We start from the raw sequence: 19185 nt of genomic DNA on the forward strand, positions 1-19185 counted from the left end.
AGGGTGATGCGACATTTATGCTGGATGCTCAACTGCTCAAACTGCCGGTCGCTGCTCACCAGCACAACCACCAGCATCATCAGGTGGTTGTGGGCGTACAGGGGACGGCTGACCTGACTGTTGAGGGAACCGATGCGCGTCTGGATAACTGGAATGCGTGCATGGTGCCCACCGAAGCCACTCATGATTATTGTGGTGACGACCGCAACCATGTCCTGGTTATCAACCTTGATCCCTCCTTGCCTGAGCTCAGTTCCCCGGCTCACGGCGACTATGATCGTCTTGCTCCACTCTTTGAAAAACCCCGAACCCTGGCAATGGACAGCAAGATGCAGGGGTTGGTTCAGTTCGTCGCCGGAGAGTTCGACCGGTCTCCGGACAACGCGCCCATGCAGCGCCACCTGGCCGCGGGTATCCTGCACTGCATGGCCGATCGCCTGCAGGAGGAACGAGACGTCACGAGTAATCGTAACGTGCTGCATCCGGGCATCATTCGCCGGTACATCCTCGACAATCTACACCACAAGATCACCGTCAGTGATCTTGCGAGCGTGGCGTGTCTCAGCGTAAGTCGCTTTCATGAAATTTTCCGGGAGGTCACCGGTGTGACCCCGTACCAGTTCCTGTTGCAGACTCGCCTCGACCAGGCTTGCAAACTGCTGGCCTCTTCATCTCTTTCCGTTTCGGAAGTCAGTTACCGCACGGGATTTTCATCCCATAGCGCGCTCACCAATGCTCTGCGCAAACACAGGGGTATAACCCCGACAAAATTACGATTTGGTGAAAAAGTAGCCTGATTTGACAAGGTTTCAGGTTTTCTGGATGAATTTGCAAAAGAATCGTAGGAATTTGTAAGCCGTTGTTTTGCAGTAGTAATAAGTTAGTCGATCCTGAGCATGTCAGGATGACCCGGTGTGTGTCATGCCTTGCCCGGTTTGGGCTCAGGAAAGAATCCGGGCAGGCAGTTGAGGCTGGCTGTGTGTCGCCTCTGACCGTGGACAGTCAGTCACAGTGAACATGGACGTGGAAAAATCCCGGCGTCTTGCGCCTGGTTTTACCGGTGGCTGGTTTCAGGTTGTCCCTCTCATCCTGTTCGCAGGGTGCAGGCGGAGAGCCCTCTAAACGCCAACAAAAACCCAACCCAGACTAGCGCATGGGGAGATAATCAAAATGATTGGAAACAGTGTTGGAATAAGTATCACCTTTATAGCCTACATCCTGCTGATGCTGGGTGTGGGTTATGTGGCGTGGAAACGCACGTCAAACCTGTCGGATTATATTCTTGGTGGCCGGAGTCTTGGTCCCATGCCGTCGGCAATCAGTGCCGGCGCGTCCGACATGAGTGGCTGGTTGTTGCTTGGCCTTCCGGGCTACGCATACGCTGCCGGTTACGAAGCCATCTGGATTGCCGTGGGCCTGCTGGCAGGTACCTGGCTGAACTGGCTGTTCGTAGCGAGCCGTCTGCGCACTTACTCGCTGGCAGCGGGTGATTCGCTGACCCTGCCGTCCTATTTCGAGAACCGCTTCCACGATACCAGCCGCATCCTGCGGGTGGTCTGCGCGTTCTTTATCCTGCTTTTCTTCCTGTTCTATACCAGCTCCGGCCTGGTTGCAGGTGGCAAGCTGTTTGAAACGGTCTTCGGTCTGGATTACACCGTGGCAGTCATTGTGGGCACCATCGCCGTGGTTTCCTACACCTTCTTCGGCGGCTTCCTCGCGGTGACCTGGACCGACGTAATCCAGGGTTTGCTGATGTTCGCAGCATTGCTTCTGGTGCCCATCATGGCGATCAACGCCGATGGTGGCTGGGCCGCGACAACCGCGGCGATGGAGGCCAAGAACCCCGAGTTCCTGAGTGCCTGGACCGACACCGACGGCAACGCGCTGGGTGTTCTGGCTATCCTGTCCCTGCTGGGCTGGGGTCTTGGTTACTTCGGTCAGCCGCACATTCTGGCGCGCTTCAAGGCGATTCGCAGCGAAGACGACGTTCCGACGGCGCGTCGTATCGCCGTAACCTGGAGTGGTCTGGGTCTGCTGGGTGCGTTGCTGTGTGGTTTTGCCGCCATCGGCTACTTCGAAACCCCGCTTGAAGACGGCGAACGTGCCTTCATGCTGCTGGTGGACGCCCTGTTCCACCCGGTGATTGCAGGGGTTCTGCTGGCAGCTATTCTGGCAGCGATCATGAGTACTGCGGATTCCCAGTTGCTGGTATCTTCGTCGGCTCTGGCGGAAGATTTCTACAAGGCGCTGTTCCGCAAGGAAGCGTCTCAGGAAGAGCTGGTATGGGTCGGTCGCCTTGCGGTAGTGGGTATTGCGATCGTGGCTTGTATTCTCGGCCTGAACCCGGACAGCAAGGTGCTGGAACTGGTGTCCTACGCCTGGGCCGGCTTTGGTGCCGCCTTCGGTCCGGCGCTGATCCTGTCCCTGTTCTGGCGTGGCATGACCCGTAACGGCGCGTTGGCCGGGATCATTATCGGTGGTGCGACCGTGGTGATCTGGGGCAATATGTCCGGCGGTATCCTTGATCTGTATGAGATCATCCCGGGCTTCCTGTTCGCTACCATCGCTATCGTGGTTGTCTCCAAATTTGGTGATGAGCCGCATGCGAAGATCCTGGAAGGCTTCGATAAGGCCATTAAGGCCCGCTATCATAACCTTCCCTAAAACGGGTCAGGCGCCGGTCGCTGATCGGCGTTCCGTTTTGAAAAGGGCTCCTTAGTGGAGCCCTTTTTTTGTTCGGCGCCTCAGACGAGAGGCCGTTTACGAGTGGTGAGCGCGTTCAGCGCCTTTTCGAGGATGTGTCCAGGTGACGTTAAACGAAGTTCTGGCGTTATTGTTCATCGGTGGTATAGCGGGATTTATTAACGTGCTGTCGGCCGGAGGCTCCATGCTGACGCTGCCCATGCTGATGTTCCTGGGGTTACCCCCGCAGGTGGCCAATGGTACCAATCGTGTTGCGATCACATTGCAGAGCATCACTGCCGTCGGCAGTTTCTATCGCATGGGGCATGGCAATCTGGTGGTCAGTGGGTTGTTGTCGATACCGGCGGTGCTCGGCGCCGTTATCGGTGCCTGGATTGCCACCGGTGTGCCTGATGCGGTGTTTGAGCTGGTGCTTGTTATGGCGATGGTGGGGGCGTCGGTCTTTATGCTGCTGCCTCAGCCAAAGCTGGACACTCGTCCGCTGACTCCCGAACGTCTGGGGCCGGCGATTTACCTCGCCATGTTTGTGGTGGGGTTGTATGGCGGTTTCATACAGGTGGGGGTCGGGGTCTTGTTCATTGTGGTGCTGTACCACATGCTGAAAGTGGACCTGCCCCAGGTGAACGTGCTGAAGGTGACCATAGTGTTGTTGTTCACGTCCGTCGCCCTGCTGGTGTTTGCCGTAAACGGGCAGGTGCGGTGGTTGGTGGGTCTGACGCTCGCCGCCGGTAATGTCACGGGGGCTTACGTGGCGGTGAAAGTGAATCTTAGCGAGCAGGGTGCACAGTGGGTAAAGTATCTGACGCTGCTGATGGTGTCGTTGATTCTGCTCAGACTACTGCTGTACTGAGGCCATAAAAAAACGCCAGCCCGGAGGCTGGCGTTTTCGAGGTTTAACCCGGAAGGAGCTTAAGCGACAGTGGCTTCAGCCGCCTTCTTGGTGTATTCCTCCATCTGGTCGAAGTTGAGATACTTGTAGATCTCTTTCGACATGCTGTTCAGGTCCTTCGCGTACTCCATGTACTCTGCCGGGCTCGGCAGCTTACCCAGTACTGCGCCTACCGCAGCCAGTTCGGCAGAGGTCAGGTACACGTTGGCACCATCGCCCAGACGGTTCGGGAAGTTACGGGTGGAGGTGGACAGAACGGTCGACTTCGGCGCCACACGTGCCTGGTTACCCATGCACAGTGAGCAGCCCGGCATCTCGGTGCGAACACCGGCGGTGCCGTAGGTGTTGAAGTAACCCTCTTCCATCAGCTGCGCCTGGTCCATCTTGGTAGGCGGAGACATCCACAGACGGGTGCTCAGGGCGCCCTTGTGCTGCTCCAGCAGCTTGCCCGCGGCACGGAAGTGACCGATGTTGGTCATGCAGGAGCCGATGAACACTTCGTCGACCTTGTCGCCAGCCACTTCGGACAGGAACTTGGCGTCGTCCGGATCGTTCGGGCAGCACACGATCGGCTCTTTGATGTCGGCCAGGTCGATTTCGATCACGTGAGCGTATTCTGCGTCCTTGTCGGCACGCATCAGCTTCGGATCCTTCAGCCACTCTTCCATCTTCTGGGCGCGACGCTCCAGAGTGCGCGGATCGCCGTAACCTTCGGCAATCATCCAGCGCAGCATGGTGATGTTGGAACGCAGGTACTCGGCCACGGACTCTTCCGACAGGTTGATGGTACAACCGGCCGCAGAGCGCTCAGCGGACGCGTCAGACAGCTCGAACGCCTGCTCAACGGTCAGGTGCTCAAGGCCTTCGATTTCCAGGATGCGGCCAGAGAACTCGTTGATCTTGCCTTTCTTCTCAACGGTCAGCATGCCCTGCTTGATGCCGTACAGCGGGATCGCGTGTACCAGGTCACGCAGGGTGATGCCCGGCTGCATTTCGCCCTTGAAACGAACCAGAACGGATTCCGGCATATCCAGCGGCATAACGCCAGTGGCGGCTGCGAAGGCAACCAGGCCAGAGCCGGCCGGGAAGGAGATACCCATCGGGAAGCGGGTGTGGGAGTCACCACCGGTACCCACGGTGTCCGGCAGCAGCATACGGTTCAGCCAGGAGTGGATGATGCCGTCACCCGGACGCAGGGCAACACCGCCGCGGGTCTGGATGAAGTCCGGCATGGTGTGCTGCATTTCAACGTCAACCGGCTTCGGATAGGCGGCGGTGTGACAGAAAGACTGCATGACCAGGTCAGACTGGAAGCCCAGGCAGGCCAGGTCTTTCAGCTCGTCACGGGTCATCGGGCCAGTGGTGTCCTGGGAACCCACGGTGGTCATCTCAGGCTCGCAGTAGGTGCCCGGACGAACGCCCTGGTCTTCTTCCAGGCCGCAGGCTTTACCAACCATCTTCTGGGCCAGGGTGAAGCCCTTGGTGCCAGCTTCCGGATCCTTCGGCAGACGGAAGGTGTCAGTCGCGCCCAGACCCAGTGCTTCGCGGGCCTTGTTGGTCAGGCCACGACCGATGATCAGCGGGATACGGCCACCAGCCTGAACTTCGTCCAGGATGACTTCGGACTTGAAGGAGAACTCGGAGATAGTTTCACCGGCTTCGTTCAGGATCTTGCCGTCGTATGGACGGATTTCGATTACATCGCCCATGTTCATATCGTCGACGGGGGCTTCGAATACCAGGGCGCCGGCGTCTTCCATGGTGTTGAAGAAGATCGGGGCAACCTTGTTACCGATACAGACACCGCCGGCACGCTTGTTGGGCACGCCCGGGATATCTTCACCGAAGTACCACAGTACGGAGTTGGTGCCGGACTTACGGGAAGAACCGGTACCTACAACGTCACCCACGAAGGCAACCGGCAGGCCCTTGGACTGGATTTCTTCGATCTGCTTGATCGGGCCGGTGACGCCTTGCTCTTCCGGGGTCAGGCCGTCACGCTCCATCTTGTACATGGCGCGGGCGTGCAGCGGGATGTCCGGGCGGGACCAGGCATCCGGAGCCGGGGACAGGTCGTCGGTGTTGGTTTCGCCAGTGACCTTGAACACGACCATCTTCATGCTTTCAGGCACAGCTTTCTTGTTCGTGAACCACTCGGCGTTGGCCCAGGACTCCATCACGGACTTGGCTACGGCGTTGCCGGCGTCCATCTTGTCCTTCACATCGTTGAAGGCGTCAAACATCAGCAGGGTTTTCTTCAGCTGCTTGCCGGCCAGTTCGGCCAGGTCGGCGTCGTCCAGCAGGTCAACCAGAGTGGCGATGTTGTAGCCGCCCTGCATCATGCCCAGAAGCTCAACCGCTTTCTGCTTGTCCACCAGAGGAGAGGTGGCTTCGCCTTTAACGATGGCGGTCAGGAAAGCTGCTTTTACGTAAGCCGCTTCGTCTACGCCCGGCGGGATACGGTTTTCGAGAAGGTAAACCAGGGTTTCCTCTTCGCCTGCGGGCGGGTTCTTCAGCAGCTCAACCAGAGCGGCAGTCTGTTCCGCATTCAGGGGCTTGGGAGGAATACCCAAGGCTTCACGTTCGGCAACGTGTTCACGATATGCTTCTAACACGATTTGGACCCTCATCAGTTGAAATGTCCCGCATTCGCGGCAGCCATGCCTGGCGGGAGTTTATATGGCAGAAAAGCCGTAAACTGGCGCCGCATTCTATAGGAAACCCCTTATAAAGTTAAGTTGGACAGCGGTCGGACTCCTCTGCTATGTGCGTTATAATCCGGCACCCTGTTAGATCGCCCGGGAATGACCATGAACACCGCACTGCAAGAGATTCACGACTTTCTGCCCTGCAGGACGCCGCAGCAATGGATCGAGAACGCGCTGGCCCATCAGGACCTGCTTCTTATCGATCACGCTCACTGTGAGAAGAAAGCCGCATCAACGGCGCTCAGCCTGATGTACCGCTATGTGGATAACACGGACCTGCTGAACAAGATGTCCAGACTGGCCCGGGAAGAATTGCGCCATTTCGAACAAGTGCTGGCGATCATGAAGACGCGCGGAGTCACCTATGACCATCTCACGCCTGCCCGTTATGCGGCTGGTTTGAGGCAGCTGGTTCGGAGTGAGGATCCCGGTCGTCTGGTGGATGTCTTGATCGTCGGGGCGATCATCGAGGCACGTTCTTGCGAGCGCTTTGCCGCGCTGGCCCCGCATCTGGATGAAAAACTGGCGGATTTTTACAACAGCCTGCTCAAGTCAGAGGCGCGTCATTACCAGGATTACCTCAAACTCGCGGAGCAGGCCAACAGGGCAGCTGTCGACGATCGTGTGGCCGAGTTCCTGGCCATTGAGCAGCGTCTGATTACTGAACCGGATGCGGAATTCCGTTTCCACAGTGGGCCGGTGAATTAGGTCAGAGCTGGCGGCAGAGCTCCATCCAGGCATCAATGCCGGCGCTGCGGTATTTCTGTTTGTGGAGTATGAAATAGAACTGCCGGTCAAAGTGGCGATGTTCCGGTGCCGTCAGCTCGATCAGGCTGCCGCGTTTGAAGGCGTCTTCGAGAACAACTCGCGACAGACAGCCAATGCCCAGGTTGGTTTCCACCGCCCGTTTGATGGCTTCGGTATGCTCGAGCTCCAAGAGGATGTTCAGGTCTGACAGCAACCCGTGCATGCCGCGCTCGAAGCTCTGACGCGTTCCGGAACCCTGTTCCCGCATGATCCAGGTCGCCTGACGCAGGTCGTCGTCGGTCAGTGTCCCTTTGCTGGCCAAGGGGTGGGCAGGGGAGCAGAAGATCACCAGCTCATCGTCGCGCCAGGGCAGTACTTCCAGTTCCGAGGCGTGAAGTTCGCCCTCGATCAGACCGATGTCGAGCTCGAAATCGCTGACCCTCTGCGCAATCGTTCGGGTGTTGGCCACTTCCAGCGATACCTTTGGGTGCGTGGGGGTGTTCATATACTGGGCCATTACCCCCACAGCCAGATAGTTGCCAATGGTGAGAGTGGCGCCCACCTTCAGGGCGCCGACTTCGGAGTGCTTGCTGAACGCTTGCTCCAGCTCGGTTGCCTGCGCCAGCACCGCCTCCACTTTGGGGCGGTAAAGGCGCCCCAGCTCGTTGAGCTGGAGGCGCTTGCCCACCCGGTCAAACAGTTGAATATCAAACTGATTCTCCAGCTCCTTCAGGGCGCTGCTGGCCGCTGATTGGGACATTGCCAGAGATTCCGCAGCCCGGGTGATATTCTGGAAGTGTGCGGCAGCCAGGAAGACCTCCAGTTGCCGAAAGCTGTATCTCATGAAGCGCCTATTGATCCGAAAGCACCTTATATCGATAAAAGCGAATAAGGTTATGTGAATATCCCATTTTATGGATAGGTTAGCGGTGCGTTAAACTTTAAGCAATTCAAAGTTACCACTCTTTCGCAACAAGCGATCCGGACAGGCAAGGGGCTTACATGAGCAACCTGATGAAAGAAACCGTCACCAGCGTACATCACTGGAACGACACCCTGTTCAGTTTCAAAACCAGTCGGGATCCCGGTTTCCGGTTCAAGAACGGCCACTTTGTGATGATTGGCCTGGAGACTGACGGTAAGCCGCTGATGCGCGCTTACAGTATTGCCAGCGCGAACTATGAAGAGGAGCTCGAGTTCTTCTCCATCAAGGTCCCGGATGGCCCCCTGACGTCGCGCCTGCAGAAAATCCAGGTGGGTGATGAAATCCTGGTGAGTCGTAAGCCGACGGGGACGTTGGTTCTGGATAACCTTCTCCCGGGTAAAAACCTGTGGCTGATCAGCACCGGCACCGGATTGGCCCCGTTCATGAGTATCATCAAAGATCCGGATGTCTACGAGGCTTTTGATAAGGTCATCCTGACTCACGGCGTCCGGTATGTCTCCGAACTGGCGTATCAGCAGGAAATCGAGGAGCTGCCACGCAATGAGTTCTTTGGTGAGATGGTCGACGGCAAGCTGCTGTATTACCCGACGGTGACCCGGGAACCCTTCCGCACCGAAGGCCGCCTGACTGACGCCATGGAGAGCGGCAAGATCACCCGGGATCTCGGTTTGCCCGAGTTCAACCTGGATACAGACCGATTCATGATCTGTGGCAGCCCGAGCATGCTCAAAGACACCTGCGCCATTCTCAACAACATGGGCTTCAAAGAAGCCCGCGGTGGCGACATGGGTCACTACGTGATCGAGCGGGCGTTCGTTGAGCAGTAAGTCGGCTCATTCAATGGCGTAAACAACCCGGTTCCGACCCTCGGATTTGGCGTGGTACAGAAGGCTATCCGCACGGGCATAGATATCCTCCGACGTGGTAATTGCAGAGCCGGGTCTGCGCAGAACGAGACCGAAGCTGGCGGTTACCACGCCATCGGGGTTGCCCGGGTGGGGCAGGCCGAGGTCGGCTATGGCTCTTCGCAATTGCTCGATAAACGGCACCGCCTTTTCAACCGGTTGGTCCATATGGAGCAGTACACCAAACTCTTCCCCGCCTAGCCGGAACAAACGATCCTGTCTTCTTTTGAGGTTTTCCTGCAGACAGCGGACGACTCGCTGTAGCACTTGATCGCCTGCAGGGTGTCCGAGGGCGTCGTTGTAGGCTTTGAAGTTGTCTATGTCGATTATGCAGAACGCCAGCGGTAGGGCCTGTCGCAAGTGGTGGGTCAGCTCCTCCTCGAACACCTGATTAAAATGACGGCGATTGAAGCAGCCGGTCAGTTCGTCTGTGATCGACAGTTCTCTCAGTTTTTGGTTCAGCTCCTCCAGCTCCAGCGTCCGCCGTTTTACTTCTTCCGTGAGCTTCGAGTTCAGTGCCAGCTGGGCCGCGCGTGCCGCCTGCTCAGCTTTCAGTTTGTCGGCTCTGAGGGTGTTCATCTGGTCAGCCAGGCCGAGGCTAAGCAGCAGTACTTGCAGGCTTGCGCCGACCTGTATGCCGTACTGAGTCAGAAGGTTTGCCTCAAGCCAGCCGGCGAGATGCAGGTAGTAGATGGCAATGCCTGCTCCAAGCGCTCCGAACGCCAGCATAAAGTAGGCGGCCGGCCGGGATCCCCGTTTGATCAGCCGGATGCCGGTTGCTGCTACCGTGATCTGGGTGAGGGCGCCGACAAGGAACCAGCTGGCAAAACTGACGGCGTAGAAACCCAGTAACGGAAACAGTATCAGCAATGTATTGAGAAGCACCGGGATGCAATTGGCGAGGTACATCCATCGGGGCGCCAGCCGCCGGATGTTCATGTACTCGATGGCAAACAGACCGAATGCGGCGTGGCCTGCGAGGGCAAAGATCGCCAGCATCTGATTGTTCAGGTCCGGCGCGTCCGGCCAGAGGTACTGGAAGGCGTAACCCCGAAAAATAAAACTCCAGCCCAGAATGCAGGCAACCAGTAGCGCATATCGTACAAATCCTCGTTGCCGGGTGGAAAACGCGAGGAACAGGTTGTAAAGCAGCAGTGCGCCCAGGGTTCCGTACAGAAAACCGAATACCAGTCCGTCTTTTTGCAGCTCGGCGTCATAGGTTTCGGCCGCCCAGAGTGTTGGGGTAAGGGTTTCGTGCAGGCCATCGTAGTTGGACTGGCGCATATAGACGGTGACACGTTCTCCCGGCTTGAGGTCAAGAGGCAGGGTCACGGTGCGGGTATTGATTGGCCGGTCGTGAAAAGGCCGGCGATCGCCAGACAGAACTGTTTCGGTGGTCTCGTCATTGCGGACGACATGGATGTCCATGTAATCCGCCAGTGCGCTGCCCGAATCGAGTACGGTGGACAGGCGATCGTCACTCTGGTTGATAAGGCTGGCTCTGAGCCAGAGCGAACCGGATGAGAAGCGGGCGTTCAGGTGGGCTGAGCCTAATGGTTCCCAGGGCTGCGAGGCCCGGTGAAGCGACTCAATCTTGAGCGTTCCGGAAGGGTCTTCCAGAAACTCGCCGTGGATGCCGAGCTCGAGAGAGCCAAAGTCCGGCTGCTCGATCACCGCGTCTTCGGCATGGAGCCAAGGCGCCATAACGAGGGTTGCCAGAAGCAGCAAGCAAGTAAAAAACGTACAGCCAGATCGTGTCTTACATGTCATTTGAAGGCCTTAGGCCCAGACTACCGCGGATATTAGAGCCGATATCCTAATCCAGTTTTCGCCTTTCGCGTCACGCCTGAAACAAAAATTACACAATGTTTTTAATTTTCCGGCGCGCTGGCAGCGGGAAGTCTTAGTTTTTCCGGTGCATCGGACGTGTATGATTGGGCGCTTTCAACGATTGGAGAGCCCTGATGTTCAAACTCGAGATAGAGCCTCGTTTCTGCGATACCGATGCGCTGGGGCATATCAGTAATACCGCTTTCCCCGTGTGGTTCGAGCAAGCCCGAAAACCCATTTTTCAGATCTTTCATCCCAGTCTGGACGTGAAAACCTGGCCGCTGATCATCGCCCGGATCGAGGTGGATCTGCTCGCCCAGAGTTACTGGAACATGCCGGTTGAGGTTCGCACGGGCGTGGGCAAGATCGGGAACTCGTCATTCCACGTGGTTCAGGAAGCCTGGCAGGGTGGAAAGCAGGTCGCCCGTGGAACTGCAGTGTTGATTCATTTCGATTACGCCAATGAACAGGCGCTGCCGATCCCTGCTGACATACGCGAAAAGCTTGCCCAGCAACTGATTGACTGACGGCGGGCGGCCGTCTTCCTGTTACTTGCTGGCAGAGCGCAATTCGGCCAGCAATTCGTCGCCCGCCCAGCGTCGCCGTGACTGTTCGCAATCGTGCACCAGCTCGGTCAGGCGCTGGTTCACGGGTGCCTTGCGATTCTGGCTCAAGGCCAGTTGCACGACTTCTCCGTTAATCCAGTCCACTTCGGTAGGACGGCCGGCCTCAAGATCCTCCCACATGGAGGAACGGGCAATGGGGTCGATCGCGAGCATCTTCTGGGCCAGCCGTTTAAAAAGCCAGTTCGGCAGGCTCATGACTTTGGGGATCAGCGGCGTCGGAATGGCGGTCAGCTGCACGGTGGGTATTCCGGCCTGTTTCAGTAATCCCAGTGTTTCCTGTTGCGCCAGCGCCAGGCAGAGCCGGTAATTACGGTCTGACAACTCTTCCAGCAATGGCACGTTGGACAGGGCGTTGATGGGATTGTTGAGGTTGAGCAGCAGCTTGGACCACATGACCGCGGTCATGTCCTCCCGTAGTTCGAATGGCAACCCGCAGCGCTCGAATGCGGGAAGGAAGGGCTCGAGCCCGGGGTGCTGTTCCGCCACCAGGTGGCCCTCGGTGCCGTGGTGGAAGTTTCCGGGGCTTTTCTGTAGCACGTTGAACGGAATCATCCCGGCTAACACCCGGGTTTGAGGTAGCCTGGTTCGAAGTGTCTCAGCGTTTGAGATGCCATTTTGCAGGCTGACGACCGGTGTGCCCGGGCGCAGGTATTTGGCCAGGTGTTCGGCAGCTTCTGCGGTGGCGGCCGATTTCACTGTGATCAAAACCAGGTCGGCGTCTGCAGCCGCTGCAGGATCCTCAGTAAAGGTATCCGGCGCCAATCGGGTTTCGAAGTGAAAGCCTTCGTAGTCTGTGAGCACCAGCGGTGATTCGTCAAAAACTTTGCGCAAACGGGCGCGCCCCACCATGACAACGTCCGCGCCCGCTGACATCAACCGGCCACCGACATAACAGCCCACGCTGCCGGCTCCGAATACCAGGATTCGCGGGGATTTCGGTGAGCTTTCGGGGGCTTCAGTGGCCATGAGCGTAAGGTCCGTTGTGGTTGTGGGTGGCAGTTGCACAACCTGATTCTGATACGTAGGTGCCGTTTCTGTCCATTTTGTAAGTCAAATCAGCCTTTTATTCATTACTTGTTGACCCATACTTGACGCATTCCCAATGCAGGTGAATTTTCAGGAGTTTCAGTCCCCTGATTCCAAAAGGAGGTAGTTGGCGTGGCAATGTTCCGTCGTTTGGTAGTTTTGTTTCTGATCGTCTTGGCGGTGGCCGGGTGCGACTCGGAAGGTGAGGGGGAGGTGAATCTCGGCGCGCACCAATCCGGGGCGGGACTGGATGTCGATGCACTAGAACTTTCCATTGATCTCGAGGCGAATCAGATGGACTGGATTGGCGCCCAGATTTTTCAGAACGAATGTGCGGGGCAGTTGAAGTGCCTCGTGCACTGGAATGAGGGGGAGCGCTTCCCGTCCCTTGGGATCGGGCATTTCATCTGGTATCCGGAAGGCGTGGATGAGCGTTTCGTTGAGAGCTTTCCAGCATTGATTCAATACATGAAGCAACGGCAGGCCTCGGTTCCGGACTGGTTACGCCGGCTGGAGGAGTTCGACGCGCCGTGGCCGACCCGGGAAGCGTTTATGGCCGCGCAGGACTCACCCGAGGTGGCCGAACTGCGGGAGTTCCTGGCCGGCACGCAAGGGCTTCAGGCCGAGTTTATTGTCGCCCGCGCCGATCAGTCACTGGCTGCGGTGGTGGCAAGCGCGCCGGAAAGTCAGCGGCGCTCTGTGATGGCGCGTCTGAAGGCCCTCGCTGCGACACCGGGCGGTCTCTACGCCGTAATTGACTACGTAAATTTCAAAGGGGAGGGGTTGTCTCCCGACGAGCAATATAAAGGGCAACGCTGGGGACTGCTTCAGGTACTACTGGCAATGGAAGAGCAGAATCAGAGCCTGCCCGCGTTGGTGCAATTTCGTGACGCTGCCGACCAGGTCCTCACCCGCCGGGCGGAAAATGCGCCCAAGTCCATCGAAAAAGAGCGCTGGCTAACTGGCTGGCGCAAGCGTCTGATGACCTATCGGGAACCTTCGAAGATGTTCTAGCCAGCTCTGAATTCTAAAAAACTGGTTTTTATTCCCGATTTTGTTCTACCTTGTAGAAGTGGTCTTTCATTTTGGCTCATAACAAGGCATGGTACCCCGCACAACGCACTGAATGAGTGCGTTATTGTACGGATGTGCCAGTCTGAGCAATGATTTAGACCGGCACTGATAAGAATAAATCAATATAATCATAAACTTATAGAGTTTGGCCCGCTATCTGCTTTGGGCGATGGCGCAAAACAAACTCAAGTTTGGAGATCCAATAATGAAGAAAACGAAATCGATTGCCCTGGGGATGGCGCTTGCCGCTGGTACGTTTGCAGCGAGCAATGCGATGGCTGCGACTACCCTTGAGAACGTCAAGGAAAAAGGTCATCTGCAGTGTGGCGTGACCAACGGTCTGCCAGGCTTTTCCCAGCCAGATGAAGATGGTAACTGGACGGGCATTGATGTCGATACTTGCCGCGCAATTTCAGCCGCGATATTTGGCGATGCGAAATCCGTAGAATTCACTCCGCTGACTGCCAAAGAGCGTTTCACCGCGCTGCAGTCTGGCGAAATCGACGTACTGTCCCGGAACACTACCTGGACTTTGACACGTGACGCCTCCCTGGGTCTGAACTTTGCTGGCGTAAACTACTACGACGGTCAGGGCTTCATGGTGAACAAGGACATCGGTGTTTCCGATGCAACCGAGCTGGACGGCGCCACTGTATGTATTCAGTCTGGTACCACTACCGAGCTGAACCTGTCTGACTACTTCCGTGCCAAGGGCATGGAGTTCAAGCCAATCGTATTCGATACCTCTGAGCAGACCGTACAGGGCTTCTCTGCGGGTCGTTGTGACGTGCTGACCTCCGACCGTTCCCAGTTGGCCGCTCTGCGCTCCAAGCTGGCCGATCCTGCCTCCGCGGTAATCCTGCCGAACACCATCTCCAAAGAGCCGCTGGGCCCGGTGGTTCGTCAGGGTGACGACCAGTGGTTCAACGTCGTTAAGTGGGTTCTGAACGTGCAGATCAACGCGGAAGAGCTGGGCGTTACCAGTGAAAACGTTGACGACATGCTGAAGTCGGATAACCCGAACATCCAGCGTCTGCTGGGTTCAGACGGTAACCTGGGTGAGATGCTGGGGCTGGCACACGACTTCGGCTACGAGGTGATCAAGCACGTAGGTAACTACGGTGAAATGTACGACCGCAACGTAGGTCCGGACACCCCGCTGGGTCTTGAGCGTGGCGTTAACAACCTGTGGAACAACGGCGGCGTTCTGTACGCTCCCCCCGTTCGCTAAAACCTGAAAGCACGGTAGGGCGCTCCTCATGAGGGGGCGCCCTTTGTTATCTCTGAGTAGTGAGCCGCAGGGACGCTTTCCAGGAACTCCCATGAAGACTGAAACAATTACTCAATCAAATGATTCGAGGCCCGCTGGGCCAAAGCCTTGGTATGATCCCAGGGTTCGATCCATCTTCTTCCAGATCGTAGCGATTGCCCTGGTATTTTGGGGTGGTTACACGCTGGTTGATAACACGCTTTCCAACATGGAGAGCCGCGGAATCAGCACCGGTTTTGGATTCCTCGAAGAATCTGCCGGTTTCGGCATTATCATGAGCCTGGTGCCTTATGATGCCACCATGTCCTACGGCCGTACCTTCTGGGTCGGTCTGACCAACACCCTCCTTGTTTCCGCAATGGGTGTGGTTGCCGCGACTATCCTCGGATTCATCATCGGCGTCGCTCGTTTGTCCAGCAACTGGCTGGTGGCGAAGATTGCACTGGTGTACGTCGAGGTAATTCGTAACATTCCTCTGCTGCTGCAGATCTTTTTCTGGTATTTCGCTGTCCTGGCTGCGCTGCCGACTCCCCGGCAGAGCATCGAGGTAGGCGGATCCGCCTTTTTGAATAACCGGGGCCTCTATGTGCCCGATCCGGTTACGCAGGACGGCTTCGGCCTGGTGTGGGGTGCGATCGCGATCGCAATTGCCTCTGTCATCGGCCTTCGTCTCTGGGCCAAGAAGCGCCAGCTCGCCACAGGCAAGATATTCCCCACGTTTAAAGTTGGGGTTTCTATCCTGGTGCTGCTGCCCGTGTTGGCCTATTTCGTGGCCGGAAGCCCGCTGGAATGGGACGTGCCGGCTCTGAAAGGCTTCAACTTCCGTGGTGGTATCACCATCATTCCGGAACTTGCGGCACTTTGGCTTGCGCTGTCTCTGTACACGGCCAGCTTCATCGCTGAAATCGTCCGTTCAGGGATTTTGTCCGTGAGTAAAGGTCAGACTGAGGCATCCCATGCGCTTGGTTTGCCGAACGGGCTGACCCTGCGTCTGGTGGTCATTCCCCAGGCCATGCGTGTGATCATTCCGCCGCTGACCAGTCAGTACCTGAACCTGGTCAAGAACTCTTCGCTTGCAACCGCCATCGGTTATCCCGATCTGGTCGCGGTATTCATGGGGACAACCCTCAATCAGACGGGTCAGGCCGTTGAGGTCGTTGCCATTACCATGGCGGTTTATCTCACCATCAGTCTGCTGATCTCCCTGTTCATGAATATATACAACCGAGCTGTGGCGATTAAGGAGCGATGATGGCTGAGGCAATGATGAAACCACCCAAGAAGACTCTCGGTCCGATCGCCTGGATGCGGGAGCATCTGTTTTCCTCCTGGTACAACACCCTGTTGACCGCCGTGATTGGCTACGTGCTGTTGACTTCCATGGGGCCGCTGCTGAACTGGCTTTTCTTTGAGGCCAATTTCACCGGCAGCGGGCCGGACGACTGCACCGGTGCCGGCGCCTGTTGGCTGTTCGTCAGCCAGCGCCTGAACTTCTTTATCTACGGGTTTTACCCGGATGAGCTGCAATGGCGTGTGGACGTAATGTTTGCACTGCTGGCCATTGCCTTCGTGCCCCAGTTCATTGAGGGCTTCCCGGGTCGCAAGTGGCTTGGCATTTTCGGCATGACCGGCTTGCCACTGATTGGCTACTTCCTGATCCCTGGCGGTTCGTTCGGCCTTGAAGAGGTTCCGAGCACCAAGTGGGGTGGGTTGATGCTGACCCTTATCCTGGCTTACATCGGGATACTGGCGTCACTGCCAATCGGTACCTTGCTGGCGCTGGGGCGCCGGTCAGAAATGCCGATTATTCGTGGCTTGTGTGTGGTGTTTATCGAAGTCTGGCGGGCGGTTCCGTTGATTACCGTTCTGTTCATGGCTTCGGTGATGCTGCCGTTGTTCCTGCCTGAGGGCGTAAACTTCGAAAAGCTGTCCCGTGCGCTGATTGGTATCACGCTCTGGCAGTCTGCTTACATGGCGGAAGTGATCCGTGGTGGCCTGCAGGCTATACCTCGAGGGCAGTACGAGGCGGCTGACGCGCTGGGTCTCGGATACTGGAAGAAGATGGGGCTGGTAATTTTGCCGCAAGCCCTGAAACTGGTTATTCCGGGCATCGTGAATACCTTTATTTCTCTGTTCAAGGACACAACACTGGTGTTGATTATCGGCCTGTTCGATGTGCTGGGCACGGTCCAGTCCACGGTCACCGACCCGGCGTGGCAAAACGTCGCCAGTGAGGGTTATGTCTTCGTGGCTTTCTGTTTCTGGGTCTTCTGCTTCGGCATGTCCCGTTACAGCCAGAATCTTGAACGAAAACTCGACACCGGTCATAAAACCTGATGGGTAATCCAATGACAGAACAATCCCAAACTCCTGAAGCTCAGGCTTCTTCTCAGGACGACAAAGGTCAGAATCCGGCAATCATCCGGGTTGAGGGCATGCACAAGTGGTACGGGGATTTCCACGTACTGAGGGATCTGAATCTCAACGTAAAGCAGGGCGAACGTATCGTTATCTGTGGCCCTTCTGGCTCGGGTAAGTCCACCTTCATCCGCTGTATCAACCGGCTGGAAGAACACCAGCAAGGCAAGATCATCGTTGATAATGTCGAACTGACCGACGACGTTCGTCACATCGACACCGTGCGCCGTGAAGTGGGTATGGTGTTCCAGCACTTTAACCTGTTCCCGCATCTGACTGTGCTGGAGAACTGCTGTCTGTCACCCATCTGGGTGCGCAAGGTTCCGCGCAAGGAAGCTGAAGCGACAGCAATGGAGTATCTGGAGCGGGTGAAAATTCCGGACCAGGCGCACAAGTTCCCCGGCCAGCTCTCCGGTGGTCAGCAGCAGCGTGTGGCCATTGCGCGCGCGCTGTGTATGAAACCGAAGATCATGCTGTTTGATGAGCCGACTTCGGCTCTCGACCCTGAAATGATCAAGGAAGTGCTGGATGTCATGGTCGAACTGGCTGGTAGTGGTATGACCATGCTGTGTGTGACCCACGAAATGGGCTTTGCCAAGACCGTGGCCGACCGCGTGATCTTTATGGATGCGGGAGAGATTGTGGAAGAGGCTCCACCGCAGGAGTTCTTCAACAATCCGCAGGAACCGCGAACCCAGAAGTTCCTGCAGCAAATACTGCAGCACTGAATAAAAAGGCCGGGCATTTGCCCGGCCTTTTGCGTTTCAGGGTGCGCTACGGCAATGGGTAGCTGTCCAGAACCGGCTCTTTGCCGGCCTCAGCAGTGAGCCACCAAGCGTGGCTGTGCCAGTCGCCCAGCACGATCCTTCTGGCGGCCTCGCCATTTGCTTCCAGGTCATGAATCGCCGGCCGGTGGGTGTGACCGTGGATCAGGCGCTGAACTTTGTGCGCTTCCATCTCCCGAACCACCTCTTCCGGCGTCACGTCCATAATGCTTTCCTCTTTGCCCTGATTCTTCGCCATGCTGATTTCGCGGAGCTGCCGGGCCATGGTTTGCCGGTCTTTCAGGGGTCGTTGCAGAATCATTTTCTGATACTGCGGGTTGCGCATGTTGGCGCGGAACTTCTGGTACTCGACGTCTGCGGTACACAGGCTGTCACCGTGCATCAGCAGGGTCGGAGTGCCATACAGGTCAACGACTGTTGGATCATCCAGCAGAGTGGCGCTGGCCCGCTTGCAGAAATCCTCGCCTATCAGAAAGTCCCGGTTGCCATGCATCAGGAAGATCTCGGTGCCACTCTCGCCAACCTCACGCAGCGCACCGGCCACCAGCTCCTGAAGCGGGGTGCGTTCGTCGTCACCAATCCAGGCCTCGAAGAAATCGCCGAGGATAAACAGCCGGTCAATGCCGAAGGTTCTGTCTTTGAGGAATGCCAGGAAGGCATCGGTGATGTCCGGGCGGGACTCCTCCAGATGCAGATCAGAGATGAACAGCGTAGTCACGCCGCGCCTCCGTCCTCCAGGACTTCCGCTTTCTCAATCACGACGTCGTCGTGGGGAACGTCCTGATGGCCTGCACGCATGGTGGTTGGTACCGCACGAATCTTGTTCACGGTGTCCATGCCGTCGACGACCTTGCCGAACACACAGTAACCCCAGCCTTCCATGTTCTTGGCGGTATGGTCCAGAAAGCCGTTGTTTTCAACGTTGATGAAGAACTGAGCGGTGGCCGAATGGGGGTCCATAGTGCGGGCCATGGCAATGGTGCCCTGCATGTTGCTCAGGCCGTTATCGGCTTCGTTCTGAATGGGATCGCGGGTCTTCCGGGGCTGCATGCCCGGCTCAAAGCCGCCACCCTGGACCATGAAGTTACTGATTACACGATGAAAAATAAGGCCGTCGTAAAAACCGTCGCGGACATACTGTTCGAAATTCTTTGCGGTTTCCGGTGCCTTGTCGTAATTGAGCTCAAGCTTGATGTTACCGAGATTGGTTTGCAGCAGAATCATCAGGAGTACCTGTCCAGAAGGGGGGTGTGAGTTG

17 protein-coding genes are annotated in these 19185 nt (G+C 56.9%); 11 read left to right on the top strand and 6 right to left on the bottom strand.

What is annotated here, in order from left to right; genetic code table 11:
• The first annotated feature begins 17 nt into the window (after nt 1-17).
• The 3 genes from LPB19_RS09680 (at nt 18) to LPB19_RS09690 (ending at nt 3553) form a co-directional block, all read left to right on the top strand.
• Nucleotides 18-797 (top strand): AraC family transcriptional regulator, encoded by a 780-nt coding sequence (locus LPB19_RS09680; protein ID WP_206642718.1) that lies wholly within the window; start codon nt 18-20, stop codon nt 795-797.
• Nucleotides 798-1170: 373 nt separating this feature from the next.
• Entirely contained in the window at nt 1171-2664 is a 1494-nt protein-coding gene (gene putP, locus LPB19_RS09685; protein ID WP_206642719.1) for a sodium/proline symporter PutP, read from the top strand.
• 142 nt (nt 2665-2806) lie between these two features.
• Entirely contained in the window at nt 2807-3553 is a 747-nt protein-coding gene (locus LPB19_RS09690; protein ID WP_206642720.1) for a sulfite exporter TauE/SafE family protein, read from the top strand.
• A gap of 59 nt (nt 3554-3612) precedes the next feature.
• Here LPB19_RS09690 and LPB19_RS09695 read toward each other — a convergent pair whose 3' ends face one another.
• Nucleotides 3613-6207, bottom strand: a complete 2595-nt coding sequence (locus LPB19_RS09695) for a bifunctional aconitate hydratase 2/2-methylisocitrate dehydratase (protein ID WP_206642721.1) — start codon at nt 6205-6207, stop codon at nt 3613-3615.
• A 195-nt stretch (nt 6208-6402) separates the two neighbouring features.
• Between LPB19_RS09695 and miaE the strand changes: the two genes are divergently transcribed.
• Nucleotides 6403-7008, top strand: a complete 606-nt coding sequence (miaE, locus tag LPB19_RS09700) for a tRNA-(ms[2]io[6]A)-hydroxylase (protein ID WP_206642722.1) — start codon at nt 6403-6405, stop codon at nt 7006-7008.
• 1 nt (nt 7009) lies between these two features.
• Here miaE and LPB19_RS09705 read toward each other — a convergent pair whose 3' ends face one another.
• Nucleotides 7010-7891, bottom strand: a complete 882-nt coding sequence (locus LPB19_RS09705) for a LysR family transcriptional regulator (protein WP_206642723.1) — start codon at nt 7889-7891, stop codon at nt 7010-7012.
• Nucleotides 7892-8049: 158 nt separating this feature from the next.
• On the opposite strand from LPB19_RS09705, the gene LPB19_RS09710 reads away from it, so the two are divergent.
• The gene (locus LPB19_RS09710) at nt 8050-8820 is read left to right on the top strand and encodes a ferredoxin--NADP reductase (protein WP_206642724.1); all 771 of its coding nucleotides are present in this window, start codon (nt 8050-8052) and stop codon (nt 8818-8820) included.
• Between the two features lie 6 nt (nt 8821-8826).
• On the opposite strand, the gene LPB19_RS09715 is transcribed toward LPB19_RS09710, so the two are convergent.
• The gene (locus tag LPB19_RS09715; protein ID WP_206642725.1) at nt 8827-10602 is read right to left on the bottom strand and encodes a sensor domain-containing diguanylate cyclase; all 1776 of its coding nucleotides are present in this window, start codon (nt 10600-10602) and stop codon (nt 8827-8829) included.
• Between the two features lie 260 nt (nt 10603-10862).
• On the opposite strand from LPB19_RS09715, the gene LPB19_RS09720 reads away from it, so the two are divergent.
• Complete coding sequence (locus LPB19_RS09720; RefSeq protein WP_206642726.1) at nt 10863-11255, top strand: acyl-CoA thioesterase; 393 nt, start codon at nt 10863-10865, stop codon at nt 11253-11255.
• A gap of 21 nt (nt 11256-11276) precedes the next feature.
• Here LPB19_RS09720 and LPB19_RS09725 read toward each other — a convergent pair whose 3' ends face one another.
• Nucleotides 11277-12320, bottom strand: a complete 1044-nt coding sequence (locus LPB19_RS09725; protein WP_206642727.1) for a 2-dehydropantoate 2-reductase — start codon at nt 12318-12320, stop codon at nt 11277-11279.
• A 198-nt stretch (nt 12321-12518) separates the two neighbouring features.
• Here LPB19_RS09725 and LPB19_RS09730 point away from each other — a divergent pair, with 198 nt between their 5' ends.
• The 5 genes from LPB19_RS09730 to LPB19_RS09750 all read left to right on the top strand — a co-directional run bounded on the left by LPB19_RS09730 (nt 12519) and on the right by LPB19_RS09750 (nt 17870).
• Nucleotides 12519-13394, top strand: a complete 876-nt coding sequence (locus LPB19_RS09730) for a hypothetical protein (RefSeq protein ID WP_206645756.1) — start codon at nt 12519-12521, stop codon at nt 13392-13394.
• Nucleotides 13395-13659: 265 nt separating this feature from the next.
• Nucleotides 13660-14685, top strand: a complete 1026-nt coding sequence (locus LPB19_RS09735) for an amino acid ABC transporter substrate-binding protein (protein ID WP_206642728.1) — start codon at nt 13660-13662, stop codon at nt 14683-14685.
• Nucleotides 14686-14776: 91 nt separating this feature from the next.
• On the top strand, nt 14777-15976 hold the full coding sequence (locus tag LPB19_RS09740) for an amino acid ABC transporter permease (RefSeq protein WP_206642729.1): 1200 nt from the start codon (nt 14777-14779) through the stop codon (nt 15974-15976).
• Nucleotides 15976-17061 (top strand): amino acid ABC transporter permease, encoded by a 1086-nt coding sequence (locus tag LPB19_RS09745; protein WP_206642730.1) that lies wholly within the window; start codon nt 15976-15978, stop codon nt 17059-17061. Before LPB19_RS09740 ends, LPB19_RS09745 begins: the two co-directional genes overlap by 1 nt.
• A gap of 98 nt (nt 17062-17159) precedes the next feature.
• Entirely contained in the window at nt 17160-17870 is a 711-nt protein-coding gene (locus LPB19_RS09750; protein WP_206645757.1) for an amino acid ABC transporter ATP-binding protein, read from the top strand.
• A gap of 46 nt (nt 17871-17916) precedes the next feature.
• Here the strand turns inward: LPB19_RS09750 and lpxH are convergent, their stop codons facing one another.
• Nucleotides 17917-18645, bottom strand: a complete 729-nt coding sequence (gene lpxH / locus LPB19_RS09755; protein WP_206642731.1) for a UDP-2,3-diacylglucosamine diphosphatase — start codon at nt 18643-18645, stop codon at nt 17917-17919.
• Complete coding sequence (locus tag LPB19_RS09760) at nt 18642-19151, bottom strand: peptidylprolyl isomerase (RefSeq protein WP_206642732.1); 510 nt, start codon at nt 19149-19151, stop codon at nt 18642-18644. Before LPB19_RS09760 ends, lpxH begins: the two co-directional genes overlap by 4 nt.
• Nucleotides 19152-19185 lie beyond the last annotated feature (34 nt).

The sequence above is a fragment of the Marinobacter salinisoli genome, assembly GCF_017301335.1.
GTDB lineage: Bacteria > Pseudomonadota > Gammaproteobacteria > Pseudomonadales > Oleiphilaceae > Marinobacter > Marinobacter salinisoli.

Coding starts and splice junctions, on each gene's coding strand:
- putP (WP_206642719.1), top strand. CDS start 1,171: ATGATTGGAAACAGTGTTGGAATAAGTATCACCTTTATAGCCTACATC.
- LPB19_RS09680 (WP_206642718.1), top strand. CDS start 18: ATGCTGGATGCTCAACTGCTCAAACTGCCGGTCGCTGCTCACCAGCAC.
- LPB19_RS09720 (WP_206642726.1), top strand. CDS start 10,863: ATGTTCAAACTCGAGATAGAGCCTCGTTTCTGCGATACCGATGCGCTG.
- LPB19_RS09735 (WP_206642728.1), top strand. CDS start 13,660: ATGAAGAAAACGAAATCGATTGCCCTGGGGATGGCGCTTGCCGCTGGT.
- LPB19_RS09745 (WP_206642730.1), top strand. CDS start 15,976: ATGGCTGAGGCAATGATGAAACCACCCAAGAAGACTCTCGGTCCGATC.
- LPB19_RS09715 (WP_206642725.1), bottom strand. CDS start 10,602: ATGGCGCCTTGGCTCCATGCCGAAGACGCGGTGATCGAGCAGCCGGAC.
- miaE (WP_206642722.1), top strand. CDS start 6,403: ATGAACACCGCACTGCAAGAGATTCACGACTTTCTGCCCTGCAGGACG.
- LPB19_RS09705 (WP_206642723.1), bottom strand. CDS start 7,891: ATGAGATACAGCTTTCGGCAACTGGAGGTCTTCCTGGCTGCCGCACAC.
- LPB19_RS09710 (WP_206642724.1), top strand. CDS start 8,050: ATGAGCAACCTGATGAAAGAAACCGTCACCAGCGTACATCACTGGAAC.
- LPB19_RS09730 (WP_206645756.1), top strand. CDS start 12,519: ATGTTCCGTCGTTTGGTAGTTTTGTTTCTGATCGTCTTGGCGGTGGCC.
- LPB19_RS09725 (WP_206642727.1), bottom strand. CDS start 12,320: ATGGCCACTGAAGCCCCCGAAAGCTCACCGAAATCCCCGCGAATCCTG.
- LPB19_RS09760 (WP_206642732.1), bottom strand. CDS start 19,151: ATGATTCTGCTGCAAACCAATCTCGGTAACATCAAGCTTGAGCTCAAT.
- LPB19_RS09750 (WP_206645757.1), top strand. CDS start 17,160: ATGCACAAGTGGTACGGGGATTTCCACGTACTGAGGGATCTGAATCTC.
- LPB19_RS09740 (WP_206642729.1), top strand. CDS start 14,777: ATGAAGACTGAAACAATTACTCAATCAAATGATTCGAGGCCCGCTGGG.